The sequence below is a fragment of the Synechocystis salina LEGE 00031 genome (assembly GCF_015207985.1).
Taxonomy (GTDB): Bacteria; Cyanobacteriota; Cyanobacteriia; order Cyanobacteriales; family Microcystaceae; genus Synechocystis; species Synechocystis salina.
Genome location: NZ_JADEVV010000001.1, coordinates 139,181 through 162,023, shown reverse-complemented (window position 1 = coordinate 162,023; position 22,843 = coordinate 139,181). Strand labels below are relative to the sequence as shown.

23 protein-coding genes and 1 tRNA gene are annotated in these 22,843 nt (G+C 50.7%); 11 read left to right on the top strand and 13 right to left on the bottom strand.

The features are described from left to right. Positions 1-390: 390 nt before the first annotated feature. The 7 genes from IQ217_RS00760 to IQ217_RS00730 all read left to right on the top strand — a co-directional run bounded on the left by IQ217_RS00760 (position 391) and on the right by IQ217_RS00730 (position 5,378). On the top strand, positions 391-639 hold the full coding sequence (locus IQ217_RS00760) for a hypothetical protein (RefSeq protein WP_190595869.1): 249 nt from the start codon (positions 391-393) through the stop codon (positions 637-639). A 97-nt stretch (positions 640-736) separates the two neighbouring features. Continuing rightward, positions 737-1,306 (top strand): phycobiliprotein lyase, encoded by a 570-nt coding sequence (locus IQ217_RS00755; protein ID WP_194018560.1) that lies wholly within the window; start codon positions 737-739, stop codon positions 1,304-1,306. Positions 1,307-1,351: 45 nt separating this feature from the next. Beyond that, positions 1,352-2,278 (top strand): serine hydrolase, encoded by a 927-nt coding sequence (locus IQ217_RS00750; RefSeq protein WP_194018559.1) that lies wholly within the window; start codon positions 1,352-1,354, stop codon positions 2,276-2,278. Positions 2,279-2,287: 9 nt separating this feature from the next. Further along, the gene (gene clcA, locus IQ217_RS00745) at positions 2,288-3,643 is read left to right on the top strand and encodes a H(+)/Cl(-) exchange transporter ClcA (RefSeq protein ID WP_194018558.1); all 1,356 of its coding nucleotides are present in this window, start codon (positions 2,288-2,290) and stop codon (positions 3,641-3,643) included. 235 nt (positions 3,644-3,878) lie between these two features. After that, positions 3,879-4,439 carry a sigma-70 family RNA polymerase sigma factor gene (locus IQ217_RS00740; RefSeq protein ID WP_249214047.1) on the top strand — a complete coding sequence of 187 codons (561 nt, stop codon included), beginning with the start codon at positions 3,879-3,881 and terminating at the stop codon, positions 4,437-4,439. Continuing rightward, entirely contained in the window at positions 4,429-4,815 is a 387-nt protein-coding gene (locus IQ217_RS00735; RefSeq protein WP_228023852.1) for a hypothetical protein, read from the top strand. The genes IQ217_RS00740 and IQ217_RS00735 overlap by 11 nt, the downstream gene beginning before the upstream one ends. Before the next feature lie 56 nt (positions 4,816-4,871). Then, positions 4,872-5,378: a Spy/CpxP family protein refolding chaperone gene (locus IQ217_RS00730; protein WP_228023853.1), complete on the top strand. Its 507-nt coding sequence runs from the start codon at positions 4,872-4,874 to the stop codon at positions 5,376-5,378. 14 nt (positions 5,379-5,392) lie between these two features. Here the strand turns inward: IQ217_RS00730 and IQ217_RS00725 are convergent, their stop codons facing one another. The 9 genes from IQ217_RS00725 to IQ217_RS00685 all read right to left on the bottom strand — a co-directional run bounded on the left by IQ217_RS00725 (position 5,393) and on the right by IQ217_RS00685 (position 16,284). Next, the gene (locus tag IQ217_RS00725) at positions 5,393-6,859 is read right to left on the bottom strand and encodes an FAD-binding domain-containing protein (protein ID WP_194018555.1); all 1,467 of its coding nucleotides are present in this window, start codon (positions 6,857-6,859) and stop codon (positions 5,393-5,395) included. Between the two features lie 24 nt (positions 6,860-6,883). Further along, a complete protein-coding gene (gene rimI, locus IQ217_RS00720) occupies positions 6,884-7,360 on the bottom strand; it encodes a ribosomal protein S18-alanine N-acetyltransferase (RefSeq protein ID WP_194018554.1) in 477 nt (158 codons plus the stop codon). Next, positions 7,360-7,788: a hypothetical protein gene (locus IQ217_RS00715; protein ID WP_194018553.1), complete on the bottom strand. Its 429-nt coding sequence runs from the start codon at positions 7,786-7,788 to the stop codon at positions 7,360-7,362. The genes rimI and IQ217_RS00715 overlap by 1 nt, the downstream gene beginning before the upstream one ends. 89 nt (positions 7,789-7,877) lie before the next feature. After that, complete coding sequence (locus tag IQ217_RS00710) at positions 7,878-9,209, bottom strand: NAD(P)/FAD-dependent oxidoreductase (RefSeq protein WP_194018552.1); 1,332 nt, start codon at positions 9,207-9,209, stop codon at positions 7,878-7,880. Between the two features lie 192 nt (positions 9,210-9,401). Further along, positions 9,402-10,811: an aromatic ring-hydroxylating dioxygenase subunit alpha gene (locus IQ217_RS00705; protein WP_194018551.1), complete on the bottom strand. Its 1,410-nt coding sequence runs from the start codon at positions 10,809-10,811 to the stop codon at positions 9,402-9,404. Between the two features lie 209 nt (positions 10,812-11,020). After that, on the bottom strand, positions 11,021-11,860 hold the full coding sequence (murI, locus tag IQ217_RS00700; protein WP_190595892.1) for a glutamate racemase: 840 nt from the start codon (positions 11,858-11,860) through the stop codon (positions 11,021-11,023). A gap of 143 nt (positions 11,861-12,003) precedes the next feature. Then, entirely contained in the window at positions 12,004-13,962 is a 1,959-nt protein-coding gene (locus IQ217_RS00695) for an N-acetylmuramoyl-L-alanine amidase (protein ID WP_194018550.1), read from the bottom strand. A gap of 286 nt (positions 13,963-14,248) precedes the next feature. Further along, positions 14,249-15,463 carry an NAD(P)/FAD-dependent oxidoreductase gene (locus IQ217_RS00690; protein WP_194018549.1) on the bottom strand — a complete coding sequence of 405 codons (1,215 nt, stop codon included), beginning with the start codon at positions 15,461-15,463 and terminating at the stop codon, positions 14,249-14,251. A gap of 50 nt (positions 15,464-15,513) precedes the next feature. Then, a complete protein-coding gene (locus IQ217_RS00685; protein WP_194018548.1) occupies positions 15,514-16,284 on the bottom strand; it encodes a type 1 glutamine amidotransferase in 771 nt (256 codons plus the stop codon). 115 nt (positions 16,285-16,399) lie between these two features. Here IQ217_RS00685 and IQ217_RS00680 point away from each other — a divergent pair, with 115 nt between their 5' ends. After that, positions 16,400-17,002 (top strand): hypothetical protein, encoded by a 603-nt coding sequence (locus IQ217_RS00680; protein WP_194018547.1) that lies wholly within the window; start codon positions 16,400-16,402, stop codon positions 17,000-17,002. Between the two features lie 149 nt (positions 17,003-17,151). After that, positions 17,152-17,225: transfer RNA gene (locus IQ217_RS00675), tRNA-Asp, on the top strand. Positions 17,226-17,274: 49 nt separating this feature from the next. Here IQ217_RS00675 and IQ217_RS00670 read toward each other — a convergent pair. Together IQ217_RS00670 and psb28 are read right to left on the bottom strand one after the other, a co-directional pair. Further along, the gene (locus IQ217_RS00670) at positions 17,275-19,023 is read right to left on the bottom strand and encodes an ABC transporter substrate-binding protein (RefSeq protein ID WP_194018546.1); all 1,749 of its coding nucleotides are present in this window, start codon (positions 19,021-19,023) and stop codon (positions 17,275-17,277) included. A 95-nt stretch (positions 19,024-19,118) separates the two neighbouring features. Next, positions 19,119-19,484 (bottom strand): photosystem II reaction center protein Psb28, encoded by a 366-nt coding sequence (gene psb28 / locus IQ217_RS00665; protein ID WP_228017240.1) that lies wholly within the window; start codon positions 19,482-19,484, stop codon positions 19,119-19,121. 249 nt (positions 19,485-19,733) lie between these two features. Between psb28 and IQ217_RS00660 the strand changes: the two genes are divergently transcribed. Next, complete coding sequence (locus IQ217_RS00660; RefSeq protein WP_194018545.1) at positions 19,734-20,210, top strand: DUF1499 domain-containing protein; 477 nt, start codon at positions 19,734-19,736, stop codon at positions 20,208-20,210. 133 nt (positions 20,211-20,343) lie between these two features. Here the strand turns inward: IQ217_RS00660 and IQ217_RS00655 are convergent, their stop codons facing one another. Next, positions 20,344-20,763 (bottom strand): Fur family transcriptional regulator, encoded by a 420-nt coding sequence (locus tag IQ217_RS00655; RefSeq protein ID WP_194018544.1) that lies wholly within the window; start codon positions 20,761-20,763, stop codon positions 20,344-20,346. 307 nt (positions 20,764-21,070) lie between these two features. On the opposite strand from IQ217_RS00655, the gene IQ217_RS00650 reads away from it, so the two are divergent. Further along, positions 21,071-21,640: a peroxiredoxin gene (locus IQ217_RS00650; RefSeq protein ID WP_190595911.1), complete on the top strand. Its 570-nt coding sequence runs from the start codon at positions 21,071-21,073 to the stop codon at positions 21,638-21,640. Between the two features lie 117 nt (positions 21,641-21,757). Here IQ217_RS00650 and IQ217_RS00645 read toward each other — a convergent pair whose 3' ends face one another. After that, complete coding sequence (locus IQ217_RS00645) at positions 21,758-22,816, bottom strand: tocopherol cyclase family protein (protein WP_228023854.1); 1,059 nt, start codon at positions 22,814-22,816, stop codon at positions 21,758-21,760. Between the last annotated feature and the right edge of the window lie 27 nt (positions 22,817-22,843).

Sequence of the window (22,843 nt, the reverse complement as noted above, 5' to 3'; positions counted from 1 at the left end):
AGTGAGGCTAGTTACCTATTAAACGCGCGACTCGAAAGTTGTTCAGGGGAGTTGGAAAGGCTTCCAAAAACCTTTCCCCGCTGGTGTTTAACTGGATGGGGATGGCCCCTTTGGAATGTTCAAACACTAATGGGAGGGTAACCAATGCCGACCCCTTTAGCGAAAACACGATGTCTCAATAAGCGAATACTACCGACCGAAAGTTAACCGGAATCCATATTTCAAGACGCTGCTTGAGCCGTATACAGTGAAGGTTGTATGTACGGTTCTGAGGATAGGGATCGGAATATAACTAAAACTTGCTCCTTTACCCGATCGTTAGATACTCTGTTTAGGTAGCAAAAGCGTAGCAGCGTTACCCATTGTTTTAAAGTATTGAAGGAATTTCTAATGACCTCTGACAACACCGATCCCAAACAACATTCATCTTTAAAAGTTATCTATCGTTTTTTGGGAGGGGCTACAGTTGGCGCCCTTGTACTGCTAATTCCTGTGACATATTCGACATTTGACAATTTTGGACTTGTTCAAGTAGGTGTTGCATTATTGCTAGTTACATTATGTGGCTTACTGTCAATTGTTTGGGGTGAAAAATTTATTGACGTGGTAATGCGAATGCTGAATGGCACTGGTCTCTAGGCGAGTGCAATCAGGTAGTTTATTTAGACTAACTACTGGGTTGTTAACGCCAATTTCTGCAGATCCCCTGCCATCGATTCACCCCCAATAGCCTAAAATGAAGCCTGTTGCCCCAAGAAGCTTTTTCGCTATGGATTTTTTGGAATTTATCACTGCCTGGGAAGGAAAATGGCTTTCCCAACGTACTAGTTATAGTTTTGAGCAAAATGAAGCGGGCAATGACAAATCCGATGTGACAGTGCAACGGTGGGATAGTCAAACTGAGCTAGGGCAATCGCTCCAGGCCTTGGCCGGTTTAGACCATGGTGAAGGATTAATTATGTTGCAATTAAGTTGGGACACTTCCGTGGACTGGGGTAAGCCCAAAAATATCGGCTCCATTTACTACGGTTTTTTGCCCGATGGCGATCGCCCGGAACAGGGTCGGCTTTGGCGGGGCAGTGGGGATAGGAGCAAAGTGTTCCTGCGCGGGGATTATCACCTGGGGTCAGACGAGTGTTTGACCTTAAATTTACAGGACGGAGAAACTCGCCTGACGGAAAGGCATTGGTATGCTAGCCCTAACCTACGACTCCGCACCAGCCTGATCCAAAGGAGGGGAGGTTATAGTCATAGTGCCTTCTATTCCGATATCCGGCGTTTACCTCCGGCGGCTCAGAACAATTAGCAATGGCTAACCTTGGCCAGAAATTTTTCCTTTACCCGTTTTTCCATGGCATTTTTTCAGCAAGATCCGGCCCTGGAGGATATGGCCCAGGCCATCCTTGAAAGCACCTGGCAGACCTTTCCTACTTTGCAGCGGGACCAAATTGCCCTGACCTGGTTAGTTTATGACGCGCCGGTGATGGTTAATACCGGAGGGGCGATCGCCGCTAATGAATTTTGGCAGTACCCCGTGCGGGGCTTTAGTTACCGGGGCATTGAACGCATTTATCCCGCTAGCGTGGTGAAATTGTTTTACCTGGTGGCTATGGCGGAATGGTTGGAAGGGGGCATGGTGAAGGATTCCCCGGAGTTGGAGCGGGCGGTGCGGGATATGATCGTGGACTCCAGCAACGATGCCACCAGTTTAGTGGTGGATACACTCACCGGCACCAGCAGTGGGCCCATGTTACCGCCGGGGCCTTTTGAAACCTGGCAGCAACAGCGCAATATTGTGAACCGTTATTTTCAATCCTTGGGCTGGGAGGAGTTGCAGAATATTAATGTCAACCAAAAAACCTGGGGCGATGGTTACTATGGCCGGGAAAGGGCCTTTGTGGGGGAACTGTACGAACAGCGTAATATGTTAACCACCAACGCTGTGGCCCGGTTGCTGCACAGTATCATTGGCGGTGTGGCGGTGTCCTCAACCCGTTCCCAACAGATGATGCAATTGCTCAAGCGGGATTTGAACGTGGCTCCGCCCCCCCCGGGAGAGGATAACCAAATTACCGGTTTTCTCGGTGAAGCATTACCCAAAGATGCCCAAATTTGGTCCAAGGCCGGTTGGACCAGCCAGGTGCGCCATGATTGTGCCTACATTGAAATTCCCCACCAGAGTCCCTATCTTTTGGTGGTGTTTACTGAAAATTCTGCCCTCGCCGGAGATCGTCATTTATTACCGTTTATTTCCCAAGCCTTCGCCAATGCTTACTAAACCAGACCTATGGCTTCCTACTTTGAAAGGTCAAATCGACGCTGGTTAGATAGACTGCCCAGAAATTTAACCGACAGTGCCCGTTCCCTCCATCCCCGCACCCTTTTGGCGGCCATTGTGGTGGGGCTGATTACCGGAGCAGTGGGAGCCGGTTTTAAGTCTGCTGTTAATAATGTGCTCCAATGGCGATCGCAATTGGCCAGCCTTTTATCCCCCATTCCTCCTTTGGCTTGGTTGATGACCGCTTTGGTGAGTGGGGGCATGGTGGCCCTCAGCTTTTGGTTGATGAAGCGCTTTGCCCCGGATACCAGTGGCAGTGGTATTCCTCAAATTGAAGGGCATTTGGACGGGAAATTGCCCCTGATCTGGCAGAGGGTATTGCCCATCAAACTGGTGGGGGGCTTTTTGTCCCTGGGGGCCGGTATGTTGGCGGGTTTTGAAGGGCCGACCATTCAAATGGGGGGAAGCATTGGGCAAATGATAGGAGGCTGGTTGAAATCTAGCCAGGAACATCAACGAATTTTAATTGCGGTGGGGGCCGGGGCCGGTCTAGCCACCGCCTTTAACGCCCCTTTAGCGGGTGTGGCGCTGATTGGGGAAGAAATGCGGCCCCGTTTTCGCAGTCAAACTCTGGCCTACCACGGACTACTGTTTGGCTGTGTGATGGCCACCATTGTGCTGCGGGTGATTCGGGGACAATCCGCCATTATCAGTTTGACCCAATTTAAACGGGTTCCCCTGGATTCCCTCTGGATGTTCATCATTTTGGGCATTTTGTTTGGGGTCATGGGCTACGCTTTCAACCAGGGTCTATTCAAACTATTGGACTGGTTTGACCGGCTCCCTCCCCTGGCGGTGCGATGGAAAGGTTTTATCCTCGGTTCAGTGATCGGGATTTTGTCTCTATTGCCCATACCCCTCACCAATGGCGGGGACAATGCGGTGCTCTGGGCTTTTAACAGCCAGTCCCATTCCTCCACATTAATACTGGTATTTTGTGGCCGGTTCCTGTTAACTCTGATTTGCTATGGCTCCGGGGCGATCGGTGGTATTTTTGCTCCTATGTTGGGTATTGCTTCCATTGCTAGCGTTGTCATAGCTAGGCATTTTCATTTACTATTTCCGGCTCAAATTCCCGAACCCGCCGTGATGGCGATCGCCGGTATGGGGGCTTTAGTTGCCGCAACGGTGCGGGCTCCATTGACAGCCATTTTGCTCACCATTGAAATGACTGATAACTATTTTGTGATTTTGCCTCTGTTGGTCACCTGCCTAGTGGCTAGTGTGGTGGCGGAAGGATTGGGGGGGAAGCCTATTTATGCAGTGTTGCTAGAGAGAACTTTAGCCAAACAGAAACATGGGTAAGATTGACCAGAAAAATGGATTTAAAACCCCATCCTTCACAAGCTCTTTATTGGTTCTCTATCTAAATTCCCCGGGTTCGAATGGAGCCCCTGCCAATAACAGCCGCAAGAAAATTTAGCCTTCCCTTTGAACCTTGGGCTAACCCCTTCGGTCTAAACCCCCGTAACCGCCAAAGAGGTAGGTTTTGTTGGTTAAGCCCTTAGTCAATCCAGCGGTGGGGGAAAACGAAGCTAGCATTATCCAGCAAAGTCAGCAGGGTGATGCCGAGGCCTTTCGTCAACTTTATCGTCGGTACCAAGCTAAAGTCCGTTCCACCCTTTATCAACTTTGTGGACAGCATCAACTCGATGACCTAGTTCAGGAGGTATTTTTCAAGGTGTGGAAAGGATTGCCCAAACTCCGCAATCACAATTTTTTTGCCACCTGGCTTTATCGCATCACCTGGAACGTGGCCCAGGATGCCCGCAAACAATTAGGGCGATCGCGCCAACGGATTCATCAACCAAGTTCTGCCTTAGCTGACAATGAAGGGGAAATCTCCCTGCAATTGTCTCGGCCAGAGGACAGCCCCGATCTGTTGCAACTCCACTACCAGGATTTAGTGCAACAGGGCTTGGCTACCCTCAGTTTTGAGCATCGCACTGTGTTGGTGCTCCACGATCTGGAGGACTTGCCTCAAAAGACCATTGCGGAGGTACTCAATTTGCCTGGGGGCACCATCAAATCCCGTTTATTCTATGCCCGGCGAGCCATGCGGGAATTCTTGCAACAACAGGGAGTTCAAGATGTCTTTTAATTCTTTTAACGCCGACCAGGAGGGTAAACTAAAGCATTTTTTGCAGGCCCATCGCCCTGGGATTCCCGCCCCATCACCGGAATTGGAAAACCAAATTTTGCAACGGATTAAGCAATGTCCCCGTCGTTCCTTCGTTCCTGGTTTTTCTTGGCAATGGCTGGGGGGAGGAGTTCTACTCGTCGGCCTAGTGGGGGCAGGACTTTTCGGTTGGCGATCGCCGATGCAAACGGCCCGGGAACCGGACATGGCCGAACTAGAAGCTTTTCTCCAGGAAAGTTGGTCTGGGGCCATCTATCCCGACAGCGTTAACGGCTTAGGAGCCATGGATAACCCTAACCAGGAATGGTGGTTACTGACCGATTCCCCAGGGGAGTAGGACTATTTTTTGCCATTTTTACCTCTTCACTCAATTTTTCAAAGAACTTGATCACCATGAAAAAGATTATTATTGCTAGTCTGTTAACCGGCTTAGCCTGTACTATGACCGCTGTCCCCGCCATGGCCCAAAACCAAAATTTAGATTTACATTGGCAAAGTGGCGACGAAACCGAGCAATCGATCAGCCAATGGGGCTGGGGCAACAAAAAGGGAGGCCAAGGCCAATGGATGCAATCCCTAAATTTGACCGATAACCAAAAACAGCAACTGGAAGCTATTCGTCAAAAATACCAGGGGCAAATGCAATCCCTATCTGAACAATTACGCACTAGCCAAAATGAGCTGCGCACCCTGATGGCCGGTAATGGCAGTGACAGTCAAATTCGGGCCAAACATAGTCAAGTAGCCAATTTGCGTCAACAACTGGGAGAACTGCGCTTCAACAGCATGCTAGAAAGTCGTCAGGTGTTAACCCCGGAACAACGGCAAAAGTTCTCCGAATTAATGCAGGAACGTCGCAATAGTCGCCAGGGTCGCCGGGGCATGGGCAGTCAACAATAACGGGTGGCTAGGGGCTATTTGACCAACTGATAACGCCGTTTAAATTCCCGTTGTTGCTGATTGTGGTCTACCACCGGGTCGGGATAGTTAACAGCTCGCCTTTCAATGGGGCTAAGCTTACCGGTTAACAGATCCCCTGTGTCGAAGGGGGCTAACTGGGGTAACCAAGTGCGGATATATTCCCCCTCCGGGTCAAATTTTTGGGCTTGGGTATAGGGGTTAAAAATTCGCAGGGGTTTGGGGTCCATGCCACTAGAAGCACTCCATTGCCAGCCCCCATTGTTGGCCGCTAGGTCACCGTCATAGAGGGTCTGCATAAAATACAATTCCCCCCATTGCCAATTGAGGATCAAATCCTTGGTTAAAAAACTGGCCACAATCATCCGACAGCGGTTATGCATCCAGCCTGTTTGGTTCAACTGGGCCATGGCCGCATCGATGATGGGGTAGCCTGTCTCCCCGGCGCACCAAGCTTGGAAATGGTCTTGGTTTTCCTCCCAGGGAAATTCCTGAAACGGCGATCGATAGGGCCCCTGGGCTAAGGCGGGAAAGCTGTAAAGGCAATGTTGATAAAATTCCCTCCAAGCTAGTTCCTGTTGCCAAGTTTCAATGCTGGCCCGGGCTTCCTCACTGCGACTTTGGTCCCAAGCTGCCACAGTGGCTTGCCAGAGGGTTCTGGGGGAAATAACACCAAATTTGAGGGCGGCGCTCAGTTGGGAAGTGCCATCGAGGGCAGGGAAGTTGCGGGTTTGTTGATATTCCTCTAGGACATTGGCCACAAACCAAGCCAATCTTTCCTCGGCCGCCTCTTCCCCCGGCGCTAATGGGAGGGGTTGGTCCCAGCTAAAACCCAAATCCGTTAACTGGGGTATGGCCTGGAGCCCCAGGGGGTCTAGTTTTTCCTGTTCTGCCGCACTTAAACCCTGTAGATCCTTGGGCGTGGACACCGGACTTGCTTTGGGTAACTGACGCCAATTTTTCCAAAAGGGAGTGTAAACCGTGTAGGGGTTACCTGCTTGGGTGAGCACTTCCCCCGGATGATGCATGAGTTGATCCCATTCCGTGGCGATCGCCAAACCCTGTTCCCTTAGGGCTTGGGCCACTGCTAAATCCCGCTGTTGGGCGTAGGGTTCCGTATCCAAAGTCCAGACAACCCTTTGGGCGCCCAAGGTATTGGCCAATTTGGGCAACAACTGCACCGGGTCTGCGTGAAAAATCAGCAGTTGACTACCGAGACGTTGGTAATGGTCCTGTAAAGACTGTAGGCAACCGAGCAGGTAAGCCACCCGGGCCGGAGCCATGGCTTTAGCTTGCAGAATTTTGTTATCCAGACAAAAGACACCGACAATTCTGGCTGTTTTTTGCCGGGCCTTGGCCAAAGCCAAATGGTCATGGAGACGTAAATCCCGACGGTGCCACAGCAAAATTAGGGGATGGTCAGACTGGTCAGACATGGGCAACAAAATCAACTGCTCCCCCATTGTGCCGTTTTCCCTGGTTTGTTACTAGGCAGGGGGGCTCAAATGGTTTTTCCAGAGAATTAGAGCATCTTCTCCATCGGGATAGTAACTCTTGCGACGTCCCGCCAACTGAAAGCCAAATTGATGGTAGAGGTCCATGGCAACCTGATTGGATGCCCTCACTTCCAAAGTAGCCCGTTCCAATTGTCGGTGCGCCGCTGTGGCCAAAAGGGACTGGAGCAGGATTTTTCCCAATCCCTGCCGCCGATGGGCCTGGGCCACGGCCAACAAGGTAATGTGGGCTTCCTCTAAAATTTGCCAAAAGGCCCCCATGGCCACCAAGTCTCCCCCAGTTGTTAAACGAATTCCCCGCAGAACACTGTTATCGCTATCCCATTCCCGCTCATAACCCCCTAGCGTCCACATTCCCCCCAAACACTGCTGGTCTAATTGGGCAAACTGGGGCAGGTCTTCCCGATGAGGCGAAAAAAGGTTGTATTGGGGGCAGAGAAGCGGAACCATTAGGTCGCCACCTGCTCTTGCAGTTTTAATTCCAACTCTTTTAATTGTTGCCGTTGGGTTTCTAGTTCAATTTGCCGCTTGGTCAAATCTAAATTTTTGGCGGCCATTTCCTGACGCCAGGCCTCTACCCTCCTCTTTTCCTGTTTTACCAAAGAAGAAAGGGCTTGATCCGGGGTAAAACCATTGGCGGTGGGGACAATTTCCAAAATTTCCAGTAGCCAGTCCAGCCCATCCCGAATTTGTTCTACCTGCTGGTCGGCATCGGTTTGAACCAACACTAAAGACCCTTCAGTCCAATGGACTGGGTTGCCCAGGGGCAGGGTAAAGTTGCTCCTTTGCCAACACTGGTGATTCTGGCAACTGGCCAAAACCATTAGTTGATGGCAATTTTCCTGCTGGTCAATGGTAATTTGGGCGAGGTGTAACATTATTTTCCCAGGCTCGGGCCCATAGCCTTATTCTCCACAGTTTAAGGCATTGTCTGATCAAGCTATGGTGGGGTTTACCGAATTGGCTCCTAGGGGCGGACTAATTCCTTTGGCACAGTGGAGGTGTTCTGGGGATTGGGGGTATCAGTGATGAGGCGGGCTCCCCGGCCTCTGGTGAAATAATTCCAGCCCCACTGCAACATGACAATTAGCTTGTTGTCGAATTCAATCAGGTAGTAAACGTGGGCCCAAACCCAGATCATCCAAGCTACCAAGCCAGTAAATTGGGCAAAACCAAGGTCAACCACCGCTTTATTTTGACCAATCACAGCCAAACTACCGTAATCCAGGTAACGAAAAGGAGCAGTCTCCCGATGCTGTAGGCGATCGCCAATTAGTTTGGCCAGATAGGCCGCTTCCTGCATGGCTACGGGGGCCACACCGGGAAGAGGCCCATCCCCTTGGTGGGAATAATTAGCCAAGTCTCCTAGGACAAAAATATTATCAAAACTAGCCACACTCAAATCAGGGTTGACCACCACCCGACAGGCCCGGTCCAACTCGGCCCCAGTGCGATCGCCAATGATTTTACCAAGGCCGGAAGCCCGTACTCCAGCGGCCCAGAGCACTGTTTTTGCCACAATGGTTTCACTCTGGCCATTGTTATGCACCGTCACCTGCTCCGGGTTAATGTCCGTTACCATTCTTTCGGTTAACACCGTTACCCCCAAGTCTTCCAAATCCCGTTGGGCCCGGGCTGACAGTTGGGGCTTGTAGGGGGGCAGTACCCGATCAACCCCTTCAATTAGCAAAATTTTGGCCTGCCTGGTGTCGATGCGATGGAAATTATCTTTGAGGGAACTGTGGGCAATTTCGGCGATCGCCCCGGCCAATTCCACCCCGGTGGGCCCGGCCCCGACAATGACAAAGGTTAACCAAGCCTGTTGCTTTTCTGGGTTACTTTCCTTTTCCGCTGCTTCGAAGGCCGCAAAAATCCGTTGGCGCATGGTCAAAGCATCTTCAATAGTTTTTAACCCCGGTGCCAGGGCAGCCCAATGGTCATTGCCAAAGTAATGATGACTTACCCCAGTGGCCACCACCAGCCAGTCGTAGGGGATGGGGGCATGGTCTTTCAGCACCACTTTTTGTTTATCTGGGTCAATGTCGATGGCTTTATCCATCAACACACGAATATTTTTTTGGCCCTTCAGCACCCCCCGCAACGGGGAAGCAATGTCCGCCGGGGAAAGACTGCCGGTGGCCACCTGATACAACAAGGGTTGAAAAAGATGGAAGTTTCGCTTGTCAATCAGGGTGATATCTACTGGCGATCGCCGTAAATTTTTTGCAGTGTAAAGACCGGCAAAGCCGCCCCCGACAATAACCACATGGGGACGACGGGGAGAGGTGGAGGCATTCATAGCAACGGCAAAAATATTACGATTTGTTAATGGTAATCATTTCCCTGGGGCTTACCAGTAATGGTTGTTACAAAGATTCCGATTATTATTGGGCAAACCCTGACTCCAGATCCAGTCCAGTAGCCTTGGTTTCGACAAAAGAACCAGGGCTAATAGTCAATGACAATGTTTTTTCACAACGAACACAAAGGATTAACTTTTGTCAGGCATATTCCTTGGGGGAATGGGGTTACCTCGGTAAAAAGATTGTTTAAATTTGCCCAAGCCAGCCCAGAGAGCAAAAGCTAAGCCAGTCACCACTGTTAAGCCCAATCCCAGGGAAAAATTGGGGGCCAAGCCTAAACTGGCCACAGGTAAACCCACCAAGCAAATAATGGCGATCGCCAGGCTCCCGGTTTGAATTTTTTCAATGTTAGCAAGGGCGTTGCGGCAACTATGACAATGTTTGGTGTGGGAATGGTAACGGTCCATCAATTGCTCTACCGATTGGCGATCGGGCAAAGAACTTTCCCCAAAGGGTTGAACTTGATACTGTTCAATCCAACGATGAAATTCAGCCACAAATAGATCGGCCTTAGTGGGCAGGTAACAAGCTTTTTCGTAGTTTGGCGATCCCCCCTTGCTCTGCACAAATCTTTCTTGGAAATGGAGAAAAATTTGGTCATCTTCTAGCACCCGGTTCTGTCCTAAATGGGAGTACCAACGAGGGGTTAAACCAATCGCAAAGCGGGGCAACTTACTGGGGAATTTGAAAGGAAAACGGGCAAATAAACGGCATTCCCCTGGGCGTATGGGCGTGGCATAAACCACCGTTAAAGTCCGGCCAAATTGCTGGGAAGTTAGATCGTGCCACATCAATCCCGGGGCAATGAAAGTGGTGGTTTGTTTACCCAAGGTACCTTTCCTCGGCCCCTCTTCCCAAACACCGGTAAAGCCCTGGCGATCGCCGTGGACAATTTCCAAATCCACTGGACTAACATTACTGCGTTTGCCCACGGTTTTATGGTGGGTGTAGGGAATATGGCTGGAATCCAACACATTTTCCATTAGGGTAAAGGCATCGTAGGGCAAATCCCGAAAAGTATTGAGACAAACCCACTCCGATTGGTCTTCCTCCAATACATCCACCAATGGCAGGGCAACTTTCTCCGCTAGCTCCACAGCTCCGGGAAAAGCAAACAATAAACCCTGGGCCACTCTAGTGGGGAGGGCACGCACACAAGCCCGTTTACTAGTGTGGGCTCGGCCGTCGGCATACTGTTGGGGAATGGCTTGACATTGGCCCGACCCAGCAAAAGTCCAACCGTGGTAGGGACATTCCAACTGTCCGGCTTCATTAATGCGGCCTTCCGATAAAGGGGCTAAGCGATGGGGACATTGATCGGCGTAAACCCGCCATTGTTGGGTACTTTCCTCCCACCAAATCACCAAATCTTCCCCCAACAGAGTAAAACGAGTTGGCCTACGTTGGTCCAAATCCTCTTCATAGGCCAGGGGATACCACACTGCCCGACAGTCAAATTTGTTTTGGTCCAAGCCCCCAGCAGGCAAGGACTCAGCGACAACTTGATCTTGACGGGGGGAAGTTAAGAGACTGGTCATAGTAAAACTAGTGGGGTTCCAGGACGGGGGATAGCCATTACCCGGGGCGGACTATTAAGAATTGTAACGATTATTGATGACCTTTGGCCCCCAACAAAAAACGATCGCCTCCCGAAAAAGTTGAGCATGGCGATCGCTGTTATTGGAGTTATTAGTTCAGGAATTCCGAGCCATCAGGCAAGAAGGAATGCCAGAATCTGACTAGCATTCTACTCCCGTATTTCCAAAGGTTGGGGGTAGATTGAACTCAAGCAGGGCAAGGAAATTTTTTCCACCATGGGGGTAAAGCCCAACCACTGCTGGGAAAGCTCCGCAAACTGTTGGGGACAACCACTAACAGTGAAACGGGTGGCAATGGACATTTCTGAATTCCGTAGTCCCATCACTTCCAACTCTTGCCGGGCCGCCTTGACCACATGGCTGGCTGGATCCACTAGGCGGATATGGGAAGGCAAAATTTGCTGGAAGACAGGGGTTAAATGACGGTAATGGGTGCAACCAAATACCAGAGTGTCAATGTCCGCATCTAAGAGGGGTTGTAGATAACCCTTGGCCACCTCTAGGGTGTAGGGGTCATGGAGGCGGTTTTGCTCAATTAGGGGGACAAATTCTGGACATCCCATCTGCCAAACTAAAGCATCAGGGTTGACTTCGTGGATAGCATGGCGATAGGCATTACTGGCCGCCGTAGCCGGGGTGGAAATAACACCGATGCGCCGACCTTGACGCACTGCCGCCCGGGCCCCAGGGAGGATAACTCCCAAAATTGGCATATTAAATTCTTGTTGTACGGTTTCCAGGGCCAAAGCAGAACTGGTGTTGCAGGCCATGATTACCATTTTCACTTCCTCCTCTGCCATCCAAGTAAGGATTTCCCGGACATATTGGAGGATAACTTGCGGGGATCTGTTGCCGTAAGGTAGCCGTGCGGTATCGCCAAAATAAAGAATTGATTCTTTAGGTAATTGTCGATACAGCTCACGTAGAACGGTTAACCCACCCACACCACTATCAAAAACGCCAATTCGGCTACGCTGGGGCTCACGCATTTTATATGGGACTATACCTGTTAATTAAGGAAAGATGCTTGTCATTGAAACACGAATAATAGATGAAGTAAATAGGTTTTAGTTACCATATCCTTCATACAAGTCAAGTTTCTCTGAATTTGAATTCTATGGACGGACAAGACTTATCTTTGTTGCAGATACTCCAAAACTCCCTTGGCGATCGCCTGGGCCATCTGTTGTTGAAAAGCAGGATTAGTCAGTTTGTAATTGTCTTCATTGCCGGTGACAAAGCCCATTTCCACTAGGGTGGAGGGCATGCGGGAATTACGCAAAACGTAGAATCGAGCCTGGCGCACCCGGCGATCGCGCACATTTAGGGAGTTAACCACATTGCGGTGGATGGCTTGGGATAGGCCTGCATTGCCGTGGTAGTAAATCTCAAAGCCATTAACATCGGGACGCCCCATTCCCATGGAATTGGCGTGGATACTAACAAATAAATCAGCCCCAGCCCGGTTAGCCATGTCGGTGCGGCCTTGGAGACTAATGAAATAATCCCCCGTGCGAGTCATCAACACCCGGACTCCCTGTTGTTCCAAATATTGCTGTACATACCGGGAAACGGATAGCACTACGTCCTTTTCTTGCACTCCCCTGATGCCGATCGCCCCGGGATCTTTGCCGCCATGGCCAGGATCCACCACCACTAAACGACTGCCCCTGGGAATGGAGGGTAAATTGCCTGCGGGGGGACTGCTCCACTCCGGGGGAAAACTAGGGGCCGCATTGGCTGGGGGCGGCTGAACAGCAATGGAGACTTGGTCTCCACCGGTACCTCTCGGGGAAGAACTAGCGGATAAATTGCCCGACGGCCGGCTGGCGGTGGCATCGGGAATTAATTCCAAGGCATAAAGATTGCCCCCAGAACGAAACAGACGACCAAAACGACGACCAGTGTTGGGCTGAACCAGAATTAAAACTGAATCGGTGGTTTCCTGGCGAATATTGAGCTGATAAATGGGGCCCCCCGTGACCAACTCTGGACTTTGGAACTGGGGGGACAGTTGGGCCCGGTCTAAACGAATTTCGTAGTTACCCGTTAGACGATTGAAATTCCCCCTAGCACTAATCTGGCGATCGCCACGGATGATCAATTGGCTATCATCCCTGGTCACCTCAATGGCGGTGATATTGGCGAGATTACGGTTGGAAGCCTGACTCACGAGGCGATTGTTGGGGCTTCTATTACCAGAAGAACTCGGGGAAGAAGGGGAAGAATTAGAGGTGTTATTACTGACCGAAACGGCCGCCGATCCAGGAGCTTGGTTAGAACCCCCGGACCGGTTAATCTGCTTTGGGAGCAGAACTACGCCTCCCCCCACCCGGCTATAGTAGGCATTCCAGCCTCCGCCACTGTCCGCTAGGGCCAGGGAAAGGCGGGGATTATTGGGATTGTCGGAAAACTTAATCTCTTCAACTCCGTATTCCCCCACAGGCAAAGACTGCCCCACCAAACTTTCCGGTAGTACCGCCCCAGTGAGTTCAAAGTTAACTGTGGATTGGCGCGCATTGGGTTGGATACGAATATTACTGTTGTCACCGTTTTTATCCAAACGGACAAACAGCCCATTGCCGGTGACCTGTAAGTCCTGCTGACCGGCGCGGGGGGAGTTAGCTGCAGTTAAATTCTGACTAGGCAGAGAAGAGCCGTCGGGATTGGGGGCAGGGGCATTGTTGTTGCTCGCTGGGGCCAGTTCGGGAGTAGGCAATTCCACCACCCACTGGGTCGGGGTGATGCCCCGGACTTTAACCTGTTGGGGATCAACGGTGTAGCCTGCTTCCAGTTCTATCACTACCCTGGTGGTGAAACTGTCCGGCTCCCCAATACGAATTTCCCTCACCCTGCCAGATCCGGCTTGGCGCACGGTCGGGCCACTTAGGGTGGTGCCGGGCAAGTCCACCACAATACGGGTGGGATTGGGGATCAGTTGGGCGGTGGGTTGTACCCGGGAATTGGTGTAGAAAGTGAACCGATTCTGGGAAGCATTGAAATTCCAGTTAACTAACTGCCCCGCCATGGCTGGCAGACTGGTTAACAAGACCGATAGAAAGGTAAGAGCAAAACCAGGCAATCTTGACATAGGGACTTCTCAACTCAATGAACCACTGAACGAACCTGTTGTCTTCCCCCAGATGACCCATCCAGAGCATTGGGGTGGTAATAAGTCATTCAGCGGATTGTTAGGGGCCGCCGCCAACGGGAACATTAATCAAAACGGTGTGGCGCATAATCTTGGGAGATAGTAACCGCAATACAGTTCCCAAAGCAAGCAAGCAGAGCCTTTCGGGGCCCAACCAGCTCTTTACTTCCCCAGTCACCACTGAGGCGATCGCCGGGGAAGGCAGTTTTTTTAGACGACATTCCCCTCAGGAAGGTTCATTTTTGAGCCAATCCCCCAGGGGACGGGTAAGCCAATTCAAGCCCACTGTTAATTGATGCTGCCAAGTGGGAAAACGGTAGAGATAGACCAACCGGCGGGCCAATAAAGCGGCCGGACCACTTAATTTAATGCCTAAACCGCTCAACACAGCGCCATCGGTGCCCAGGGCCAGCATTTCCCCTAGGGGTTGATAACGACAGGGCAGGAGAGGACGTCCGGTTAAGTTAGCCCAAATGTTCCAAGCACAATAGTCTGCCTGTTGGAATGCCCCCTGGGCCGTGGTGGGAATTAATTGACCGTTGGCATCCCGACCTTCGGCCCCATCCCCCAAGGCAAAAATGTTAGTTTTTCCTTCCACCTGCAGTTGGGCATTGGTTTTAAGCTGACCTTGGTCGTTATGGGGCAGGGCTAAATTACGGATGAGGGGGGAAACGGTGGTGCCCACAGTCCAAAGCACCAAATCTACTGGAATTACATCTTCCTGTTCCCGGAACTGGAGGGTGACATCGGTGGCGGTAATGGCGGTGACGGTGGTTTCCGTATCTAGCCAAATGCCCTTGGCGGAGAGACTGGCCTGGGCCTGTTGACGATTGAATTCTGGGGACATGGCTAAAATTTCTTGGCCCCGTTCAATAATGCGGATGCGGCCCCGAGTCCCCAGGCGATCGCCGAGTTTGGCTGCCAATTCCACCCCACTGTAGCCCCCACCGACAATGGCTACTCGGATTTTTTCGGTATCGGATTGTTCTAATAGTTTTAACTTTTGCTTGAGTTTATAGGCATCTTCCAGGGTGCGGAATCCCAAACCATAATCCTTCAGCCCCGGTAGATTGGGTAAAGGAGTTTGACCCCCCAGGGCAATGACTAACTGATCAAACGCTAAATTTTCCGAACCCCTGTCCTGGTCATTTAACATCACTTTCTGGCGGTCAAAATCAATGGCCGTCACTTCTGCCTGGCGAAAAACTACCCCTGATTCCGCCAACAGTTCCACAAAGGGGGGAGCAATTTCCCAAGTTTGCATTTCCTCCGTCACCAATTCGTAGAGAAAAGGAGCAAACAAAAACCGATCCCGTTGGTCGACGAGGACAATTTCCGGTGGGGTGTGGCCCTCCCAGGGCAGTTGACTGAGGCGCAGGGCGGTATAAAGTCCGCCAAAACCTCCCCCTAAAATACAAATCCGTGGTCGAGCGTCCGTCATAATCTCTAGCCAGTGGTGAGGGCTTGTTACGTTTCGTAATCAAATTGCTCCTATTCTAGCCGTTTGAGCATGGCGGCGCGGGCTTGCTGGGCAAGGCGGTCTTCCAGGGGCGCTAACTGTACTTGCTCTTGATACTTTTTCTCCAGGGCTGTGCGGATCAACCAGTCAGCTAAAAAGGGATTTTTCGGCAGCAGGGGGCCATGGGAGTAGGTGGCGATCGCCTTTTGGTGGAAGGCTCCTTCAAAACCATCTTCGCCGTTGTTGCCATAGCCGGTTTTAACTTTGCCCAGGGGACTAACACTTTGTAAATAGGTGCGGCCACCATGATTTTCAAAGCCGATCACAATGGGAATTTCCCCGGTCATGGCCTGTAATTCCTGACGTAGGGGTTCAGCGGTAATTTCAAACACCACGTTACCAATGCACCGTTTCGCTTCTGGTCCTGGATGTTTACTGACCATATCCAGCAGTCCCAAACCCTGAATGCGTTTCCCCAGGGCGGGTTCATAATAATGCCCCAGCAGTTGGGGAGAACCACAGGTGAAGACTCCGGGAATGCCGCCGTCTAACTGATTTTTTAGGGCCTCTGCCTTAGCGCCTTGCAAATCTCGCATGACAATTTCCTGTTGGCGATCCTGGGCCCCACCCCCCACAATTACGTCGGCTTGGAGAAATAGTGCCGCATCGCTAGTTTGTTCCAGGGGCAGAATTTTCACCGGGATATCCCGCCATTGACAACGACGTTGGATGCAAATGACATTGCCCCGATCGCCGTAGGTGCTCATGAGTTTGGGATAAAGCCAGCCGATTGTTAATTCCATACTTTATTTAGTGGGACAGATCAATTCCGGGGAGCAAAACAGAGTTTGGTGTAAATCTTGGTGCCACTGACTACAATGGTCGAGAAAATCTTCCCATTTTTCCTAGGCATTTTCGATGTTGCCGTTGATTTTACCCGCTCTCCTTTCCCTTTCCCTCACTGCCCAGCCTTTGAACCCTTACCCCAATGCCATGGTTGCTTCCATTAATTACACTGACCTTAGTTTTGAACAGGCCATTGCCCATAGCCAGGAACTATTGCTAGAAATTGCGGCAAATAACCTCAGTGACCAGGAAATGACCACGGCGATCGCCAATTTGGTGGCCACGGAAAACGGAGCCCGGGGTTTTTTCGTCACTTTTCTCACTGCCCAAAATTTTCCCCTGGCGGATCAACCAACCCCAGCTTTGTTAACAGCCCTCAGTTCCTCTCCGGCGATCGTAGGGGAATTGTTGGTGAAAAATTTGGCCATGGCCACCGCCACAGCAATTCTCCATCAACGGGCCGGCCATGGGGAAGCGGCCCAGGGTTCCCAGCAGGTGGCTCAACGGACTCAGACCTTAATCAACGAGCTATCCCTACCAGGCTTACCAGAAAAATTGACAGAGTTAGAACAAAGTTTGGACGGTCCTGGGCCCTACGAAGCCTTTTTGCAACGGTGGAACTATGACCAAGAGCAGCGGGAAGCTATCCGCCAGGCGATCGCCCAGGTTGAATAGCTACCCCAGAGTGGATCGAAGCCGGGGGATAGGACTACGGCAAGTTATCTGCCCCGGCCCATTTACCCGACTGGGAAAAACAAGATTTTTTTGTCGGGGGTTGACAATCTCCGGCACAACTGATGTAATGGTAAAAGTCTGAAAAACCTGGGTCTGTAGTTCAATTGGTTAGAGCACCGCCCTGTCACGGCGGAAGTTGCGGGTTCGAGCCCCGTCAGACCCGTTAAAAGAGAGTAATAATAATCCTTCAACGAGCCCCCCGAGCCCTTCCACTACTTTGCTTTAGGCCGCCAATCTTTAATATTCCAAGTGGGACGATCCCAGGGAGTCAACGCCACCCCATCCAGGCGATCGCCGACCCCCACCACACTAGCGCGATGCACTAGGGGCACCAGAATATAATCATCCACTAACAAATCGTTCATTTGAATGAATAGTTGTTGGCGCTTTTCCGGGTCTAGTTCAGCCACCGCCTTTTGCCAGATCTGGTCGTATTCTTCGCTACAGTAACGCCCATAATTGTCTCCACTCCATTGATTCTCTGCGGTGGGAATGGCCCCACAGGTGAAGGTTTGCATATATTTGCTCGGATCCGGGTTAGTGTTGCCCGTGGTGAACATGGACAAATCCCCCTGGAACCTTTCCAACGTATCGGGATTGGCCGGATCACCGGAAAAGAACACACTGGGGTCAATGCTTTTCAGTTCCACCCCCACGCCGATCGCCTGGAGAGTTTGTTTAATTACCTGCTGGGTCTTTTGCCGGAGGGGATTAACGCTGGTTTGGAATACCATTTGCAACTCAATACCATCCTTATCTCGAATGCCGTTGCCGTTACTGTCTTTCCAACCCGCTTGGTCGAGCAATTGCTGAGCTTCGGTGGGATTAAATTGAAAACTTGTATTTTGGGAAGCGTACTGCTGGGGCAACAGTAAAACGTTAGCTGTGGGTTGTCCCGTAACGCCATAGAGTTGCTTGGCAATCAAATCCCGGTCAATGCCCAACGTAATCGCCTTCCTCACCAGGGGATCCTGCAAAAAGGGATGGGGAAACTTCACCGAGGAGCGATCGCCATTGGTGCGACCAGGGTCCGGGTCACTAAGATTGAAAATCACGCGCTCACTCAAACTGCCTAAATCCGCCACAATTTCTCCCTTGCCTCCTTGGGCCAGGGATTGGAGAATGTTGTCCTCCACTTGTAAATTGAGGGCAAAATCCGCATCCCCCGTTTGCAGTACGGCTCTTGCTGCAGAGGTGGCATCGCCTCCCCCCTTCACTTCCACCTGTTGGAAGCCGACATTTTCCTTGTCTCGATAATGGGGGTTAACTTCATACAACACCACATCCCCCGGTTTAAAGTTAACAACCCGATAGGGCCCCGTACCGATGGGTAACAGATTGGCTGGGGCTTGGCGCGCCTTTTCGCCGACAAAATCCTGATAAATATGTTGGGGGAGAATCATCCCTTCACTACCCACAAAGGGCAAAAACCAAGCGGGATTAGGTTCTTTAAAGGTTATTTTGACCGTGTTTTTATCTAAAGCTTCCACCTTGGCGATCGCCTCATAGGTGCCGGTGCTGGTGGCTCCGGTTTTGGGGTCGCTGAGAAATTTGTAGGTAAAAACCACATCCTCCGCTGAGAAGGGTTGCCCATCAGACCAGAGCACATCGGGCTTTAGCTTCCAGGTGACCGACAAACCATCGGCCGCCACGCCGCCATTTTCCACATTGGGAATTTCCGCCGCTAAAAATGGAACTAGGTTGCCCTCATGGTCGAAGCTCGCCAAGGGTTCGAGGGCAATGCGACTGGCCTCCGCATCCTTAAAGCCCGTAGCCAAATGGGGATTCAAAATCGTGGGAGCCTGCCAAGAAAGGATTTTCAGCGTTTCTTGACGATTCTGCTGAGAACTACCATTCCCAACATTGGGGCTACCACAGGCAAACAGCAGTAAGGGCAACAGTCCCCCCATCAGCTTCTGATAGGAACGGAATTTAAAAGCGGCGGGAAGATTTAGCAACACAGGCAACAGGGAGAATCAAGGCTTAATTTCGCTAGATTGTCCCCTGATTAGAGTCTATTTGCAAAGTTTTCAATACGCTCCAGTCACTTTTGTCCCTAGCGGTCTTGGTAGCCCATGCCATTGGCCTCTGCGTAACGCTCCATAAAACGGATAAAGCGCTCCCAATGATCATTTTTAATTAAATCAAAACTGCACTGGGCCCCCCGGAGTTCATCCCCTTCGTCCCCACCAAAAATAAATTTCACTGACGATGGTTCAATTTCCATGGCCCCCTCTTCATCGGCAAGGCGTAAATGGCCGTTAAATCTTTGGGTAAAACTTTGGAATCTTTCGATCGCCTGGAGACGTTCAAAGGTCATCACCACCGTGCGGGCGCCCGTAGTGGCATTGCGTCGTAGGCTAACATTGCTGAGTTCTTCGGGGAGATCGGCAAAAAATTCAATGGTAGGGGTAAGGGTCATCATGGTTGATAAAGGAATGCCATTGTTTTGATCCTAACAACTCTCACCATAGCCTGCCAGAACCATTGAACTAACAAAACTCCCTGGGAAGACCGTTGGGGCTCTGGAATGTGACCTTCATCACGCCAGGGAAAAAACCCATATCAGGAATATTGTCTCCGCTGGAGTTTAGGAGTTAACCTTGCTCGATCGCCAAGGAAACCATAGATTAAAGAGGTCTTGATGTTTACCAATTACCGGAATTTTTTCATGGGTACGCTACTGGCTGTGTTGCTATCGGGGATGGTTTGGTTTGCCGCCCTACCAGGCTTTGAACAAATCTTTGCTGGCTCCACACCGGAAAACCTAGGGGTCACAAGCGGACAATTAGCCCCCTGTCCCGACACGCCCAATTGTGTGAACAGTCAAATCAGCACTGATTCCGTCCACAGCATTGAGCCACTCCATTACCAAGGAAATTTGGAGAATACCCGCAGCCTATTGATGGAAATTTTAGGGGTAGTACCCGGCACCACCATTGTGGAATCTCAGGATGATTACATTCGAGCTGAGGCCCATAGCCGCTTAATGGGTTTTGTCGATGACCTGGAATTTTATTTCCCCGGCGATCGCCCTGTAATTGAAGTTCGCTCTGCATCCCGGTTGGGAGAATCGGATTTGGGAGTTAACCGCCGCCGCCTAGAACAAATCCGTTTGGCCTTGGCGGATCTTGAGCAAGGAAGTTAGAACATTTTTCAAAAGCTTCCCTAGTCTGCCAATTCTAGGGGGTGACAGGCATAAAAGTCCGCCAAACTTAGGGGATTCAGGGGTTGGACAGAAATGTTGCAAGCGGTCTGTTGATCGTCGGCAATTTCAAAAACTAATCAGCGCAATTTTCACAGACGCCATGGACAGTAATTTCATAACGTTCCGCCTTTAGGCCTGGTCTGAGTTTGCCCAGATCCACTGCTGGTAACTCTTCCCAATCCACATCTTCGATCGCCCCACACTGACGGCAACAAAAATGATGGTGTGGCTCCACGTTGGCATCGTAGCGACAGACCCCTTCTTCCAATAAAACTTCTCTGATCAACCCCACTGACTGCAGAGCCTTGAGGGAACTATACACCGTGGCCTGGGAGGATGTGGGGGCGGCTTGGTTAAGGTCAAACAACAACTGTTCCGCACTGGGATGATCCCGACGCTGGAGTAGATTGGCATAGACCCCATAGCGCTGGGGAGTAACCCGCAGGCCTCGTTCCTTCAGCGTTTGAATAATTTCTTCTCTGGTTAAGGGCATACCGTTCCTCCTAACATCTTCTGCCAACATCGGTGCAGCACGTTTTACCTGTTTACCTTTAATGGGCCAACCCTAAGGGCCATGGGCCTCGGCTACCACACCAATGATCCGCATTGTTTCGCTATAGTCTATCTAGCTTAACATTTTCTGGAAAGAATATTAGATAAGATAATTATAAAAAAAATATTAATTTTTAAACTTGACTTATTTCTATCTCAGAACTATTCTGAGAAAAGAGGGCAGGCATTGACGACAAATGCTCCATTCCCTCACAAAAATTTAGTCGTTTAGATAGCCAGAGGTAACCATGACCCCCGAACAAGTTCCCAGTGTAGTGTTCAAAACCCGTGTCCGTGACGAATCCGTATCTGGTCCTAACCCCTACCGTTGGGAAGACAAAACCACTGAACAAATCTTTGGTGGCAAAAAGGTTGTGCTTTTCTCCCTGCCCGGTGCCTTCACCCCCACCTGTTCTTCCAATCACTTGCCCCGCTACGAGCAGTTGTTTGAAGAATTCCAGGCCCTAGGAGTAGACGATATTATCTGTCTATCCGTTAACGATGCCTTTGTCATGTTCCAATGGGGCAAACAAATTGGTGCCGACAAAGTCAAACTACTTCCCGACGGTAACGGTGAATTTACCCGCAAAATGGGCATGCTCGTGGAAAAATCCAACCTGGGCTTTGGCATGCGCTCCTGGCGTTATTCCATGTTTGTCAACGATGGCAAAATCGAAAAAATGTTTATTGAGCCTGAGTTCGGCGACAACTGTCCCGTGGATCCCTTTGAATGTTCCGACGCTGATACCATGTTGGCTTACCTCAAAGGGTCTGAAGCTCCTGGGGTTTCTGAACCTGTTAAAGCCTTTGTCGGCTAAATCCGTTTGAGCACATCGGTATGTCAACTGATGGCTTGTAGTTGATCAAAACCTAACGAATTAAAGCAGAGCAGTGTTATCCCTAGAGGTAGCACTGTTTTTTTATTTAAATTTTCCCTACCCAAGGCCCCAATTACCACCCACTTCCAGACCGGCAGTGTCTGTTCTGCTTGCTACCATCAAACCCTTACCAATAGCTCCTAACTGTAGAAGTAAATGTCCCCTAGTGGTGTCTCGGCAATTTAGTTGTAAACCCTGGGCGGTGGGGGTGTGGACCAAACTCCCTTTTTCCTCCGTTGTTCCCGAGAGGGTGACCCAATACCTATCGTTGCTAGCCTTTAGTTGCCAACTGCCCCAGGGAGCTACTTGCCAGGTAACGGTGCCATGGCCCGGGCCAAATTCGTAAAAATCACCTTGGTGATGCACTCCAATCAAAGCCACTTCTTCGGTGCGATGGAGCACAATGCGTTCCCCCCCAGCCGCAGTGACGCTCAGCCCTGGATGTTGGGGAAAATGATTGGCTTGGAGCCAAAACCAGCGGGAAGGAAAGGAACGACCCCAGTTTTTTTCGGCGTAAACTAGGGCTTGGTCAAATTCATACCGTTTGCTTTGCCATTCCAGCCAGCCATGCGCTCTACCTTGGGCTAAAAGAATTTGCCAACCAGGATCAAACAGGGGTAAAAAGGAAAGCCAACCGGCGGTGGCCCTGGGAAATCGGTTAGGACTCCCCCAAGTTACTTCTGGTTCTACGGTGAACTGCCAACGACAATGGCGATCGCCACTAGTGATTTGTCCTTGGTGTTGATGGTGATAGATTTGATAACCTTCTTTAACCAGGGTAAAAAATTCGTCCGATGGTAGGGGGCTGGCCGGCTCTTTGCTTGTATGTTTTCCCCAATGACCCAGGGCAAACTGCTGGGGACTGGCCCAAAATTTTTGTACTGAGGGAAATGTCCGCCAAATTAGTTGGTCGTCCTGATTTGCCTTTGTCCCTGTGGCCGGCCCTAGGACTTGCACTGCACCGCCACCGTAATGGAGATCGCCAGCGGGATTTTCGATGGAGTACATAAAGGCGAAACTTTCCCCGGAGTAGGGCAAAAGCAGGCGCACATACCAACCTTCAAAAAAGGGAGATTGACCTTGCCAATGGTAACCACTGTGGGGAAGAAATTTCATTTATTTTCGACAGAATACTAATTTTTT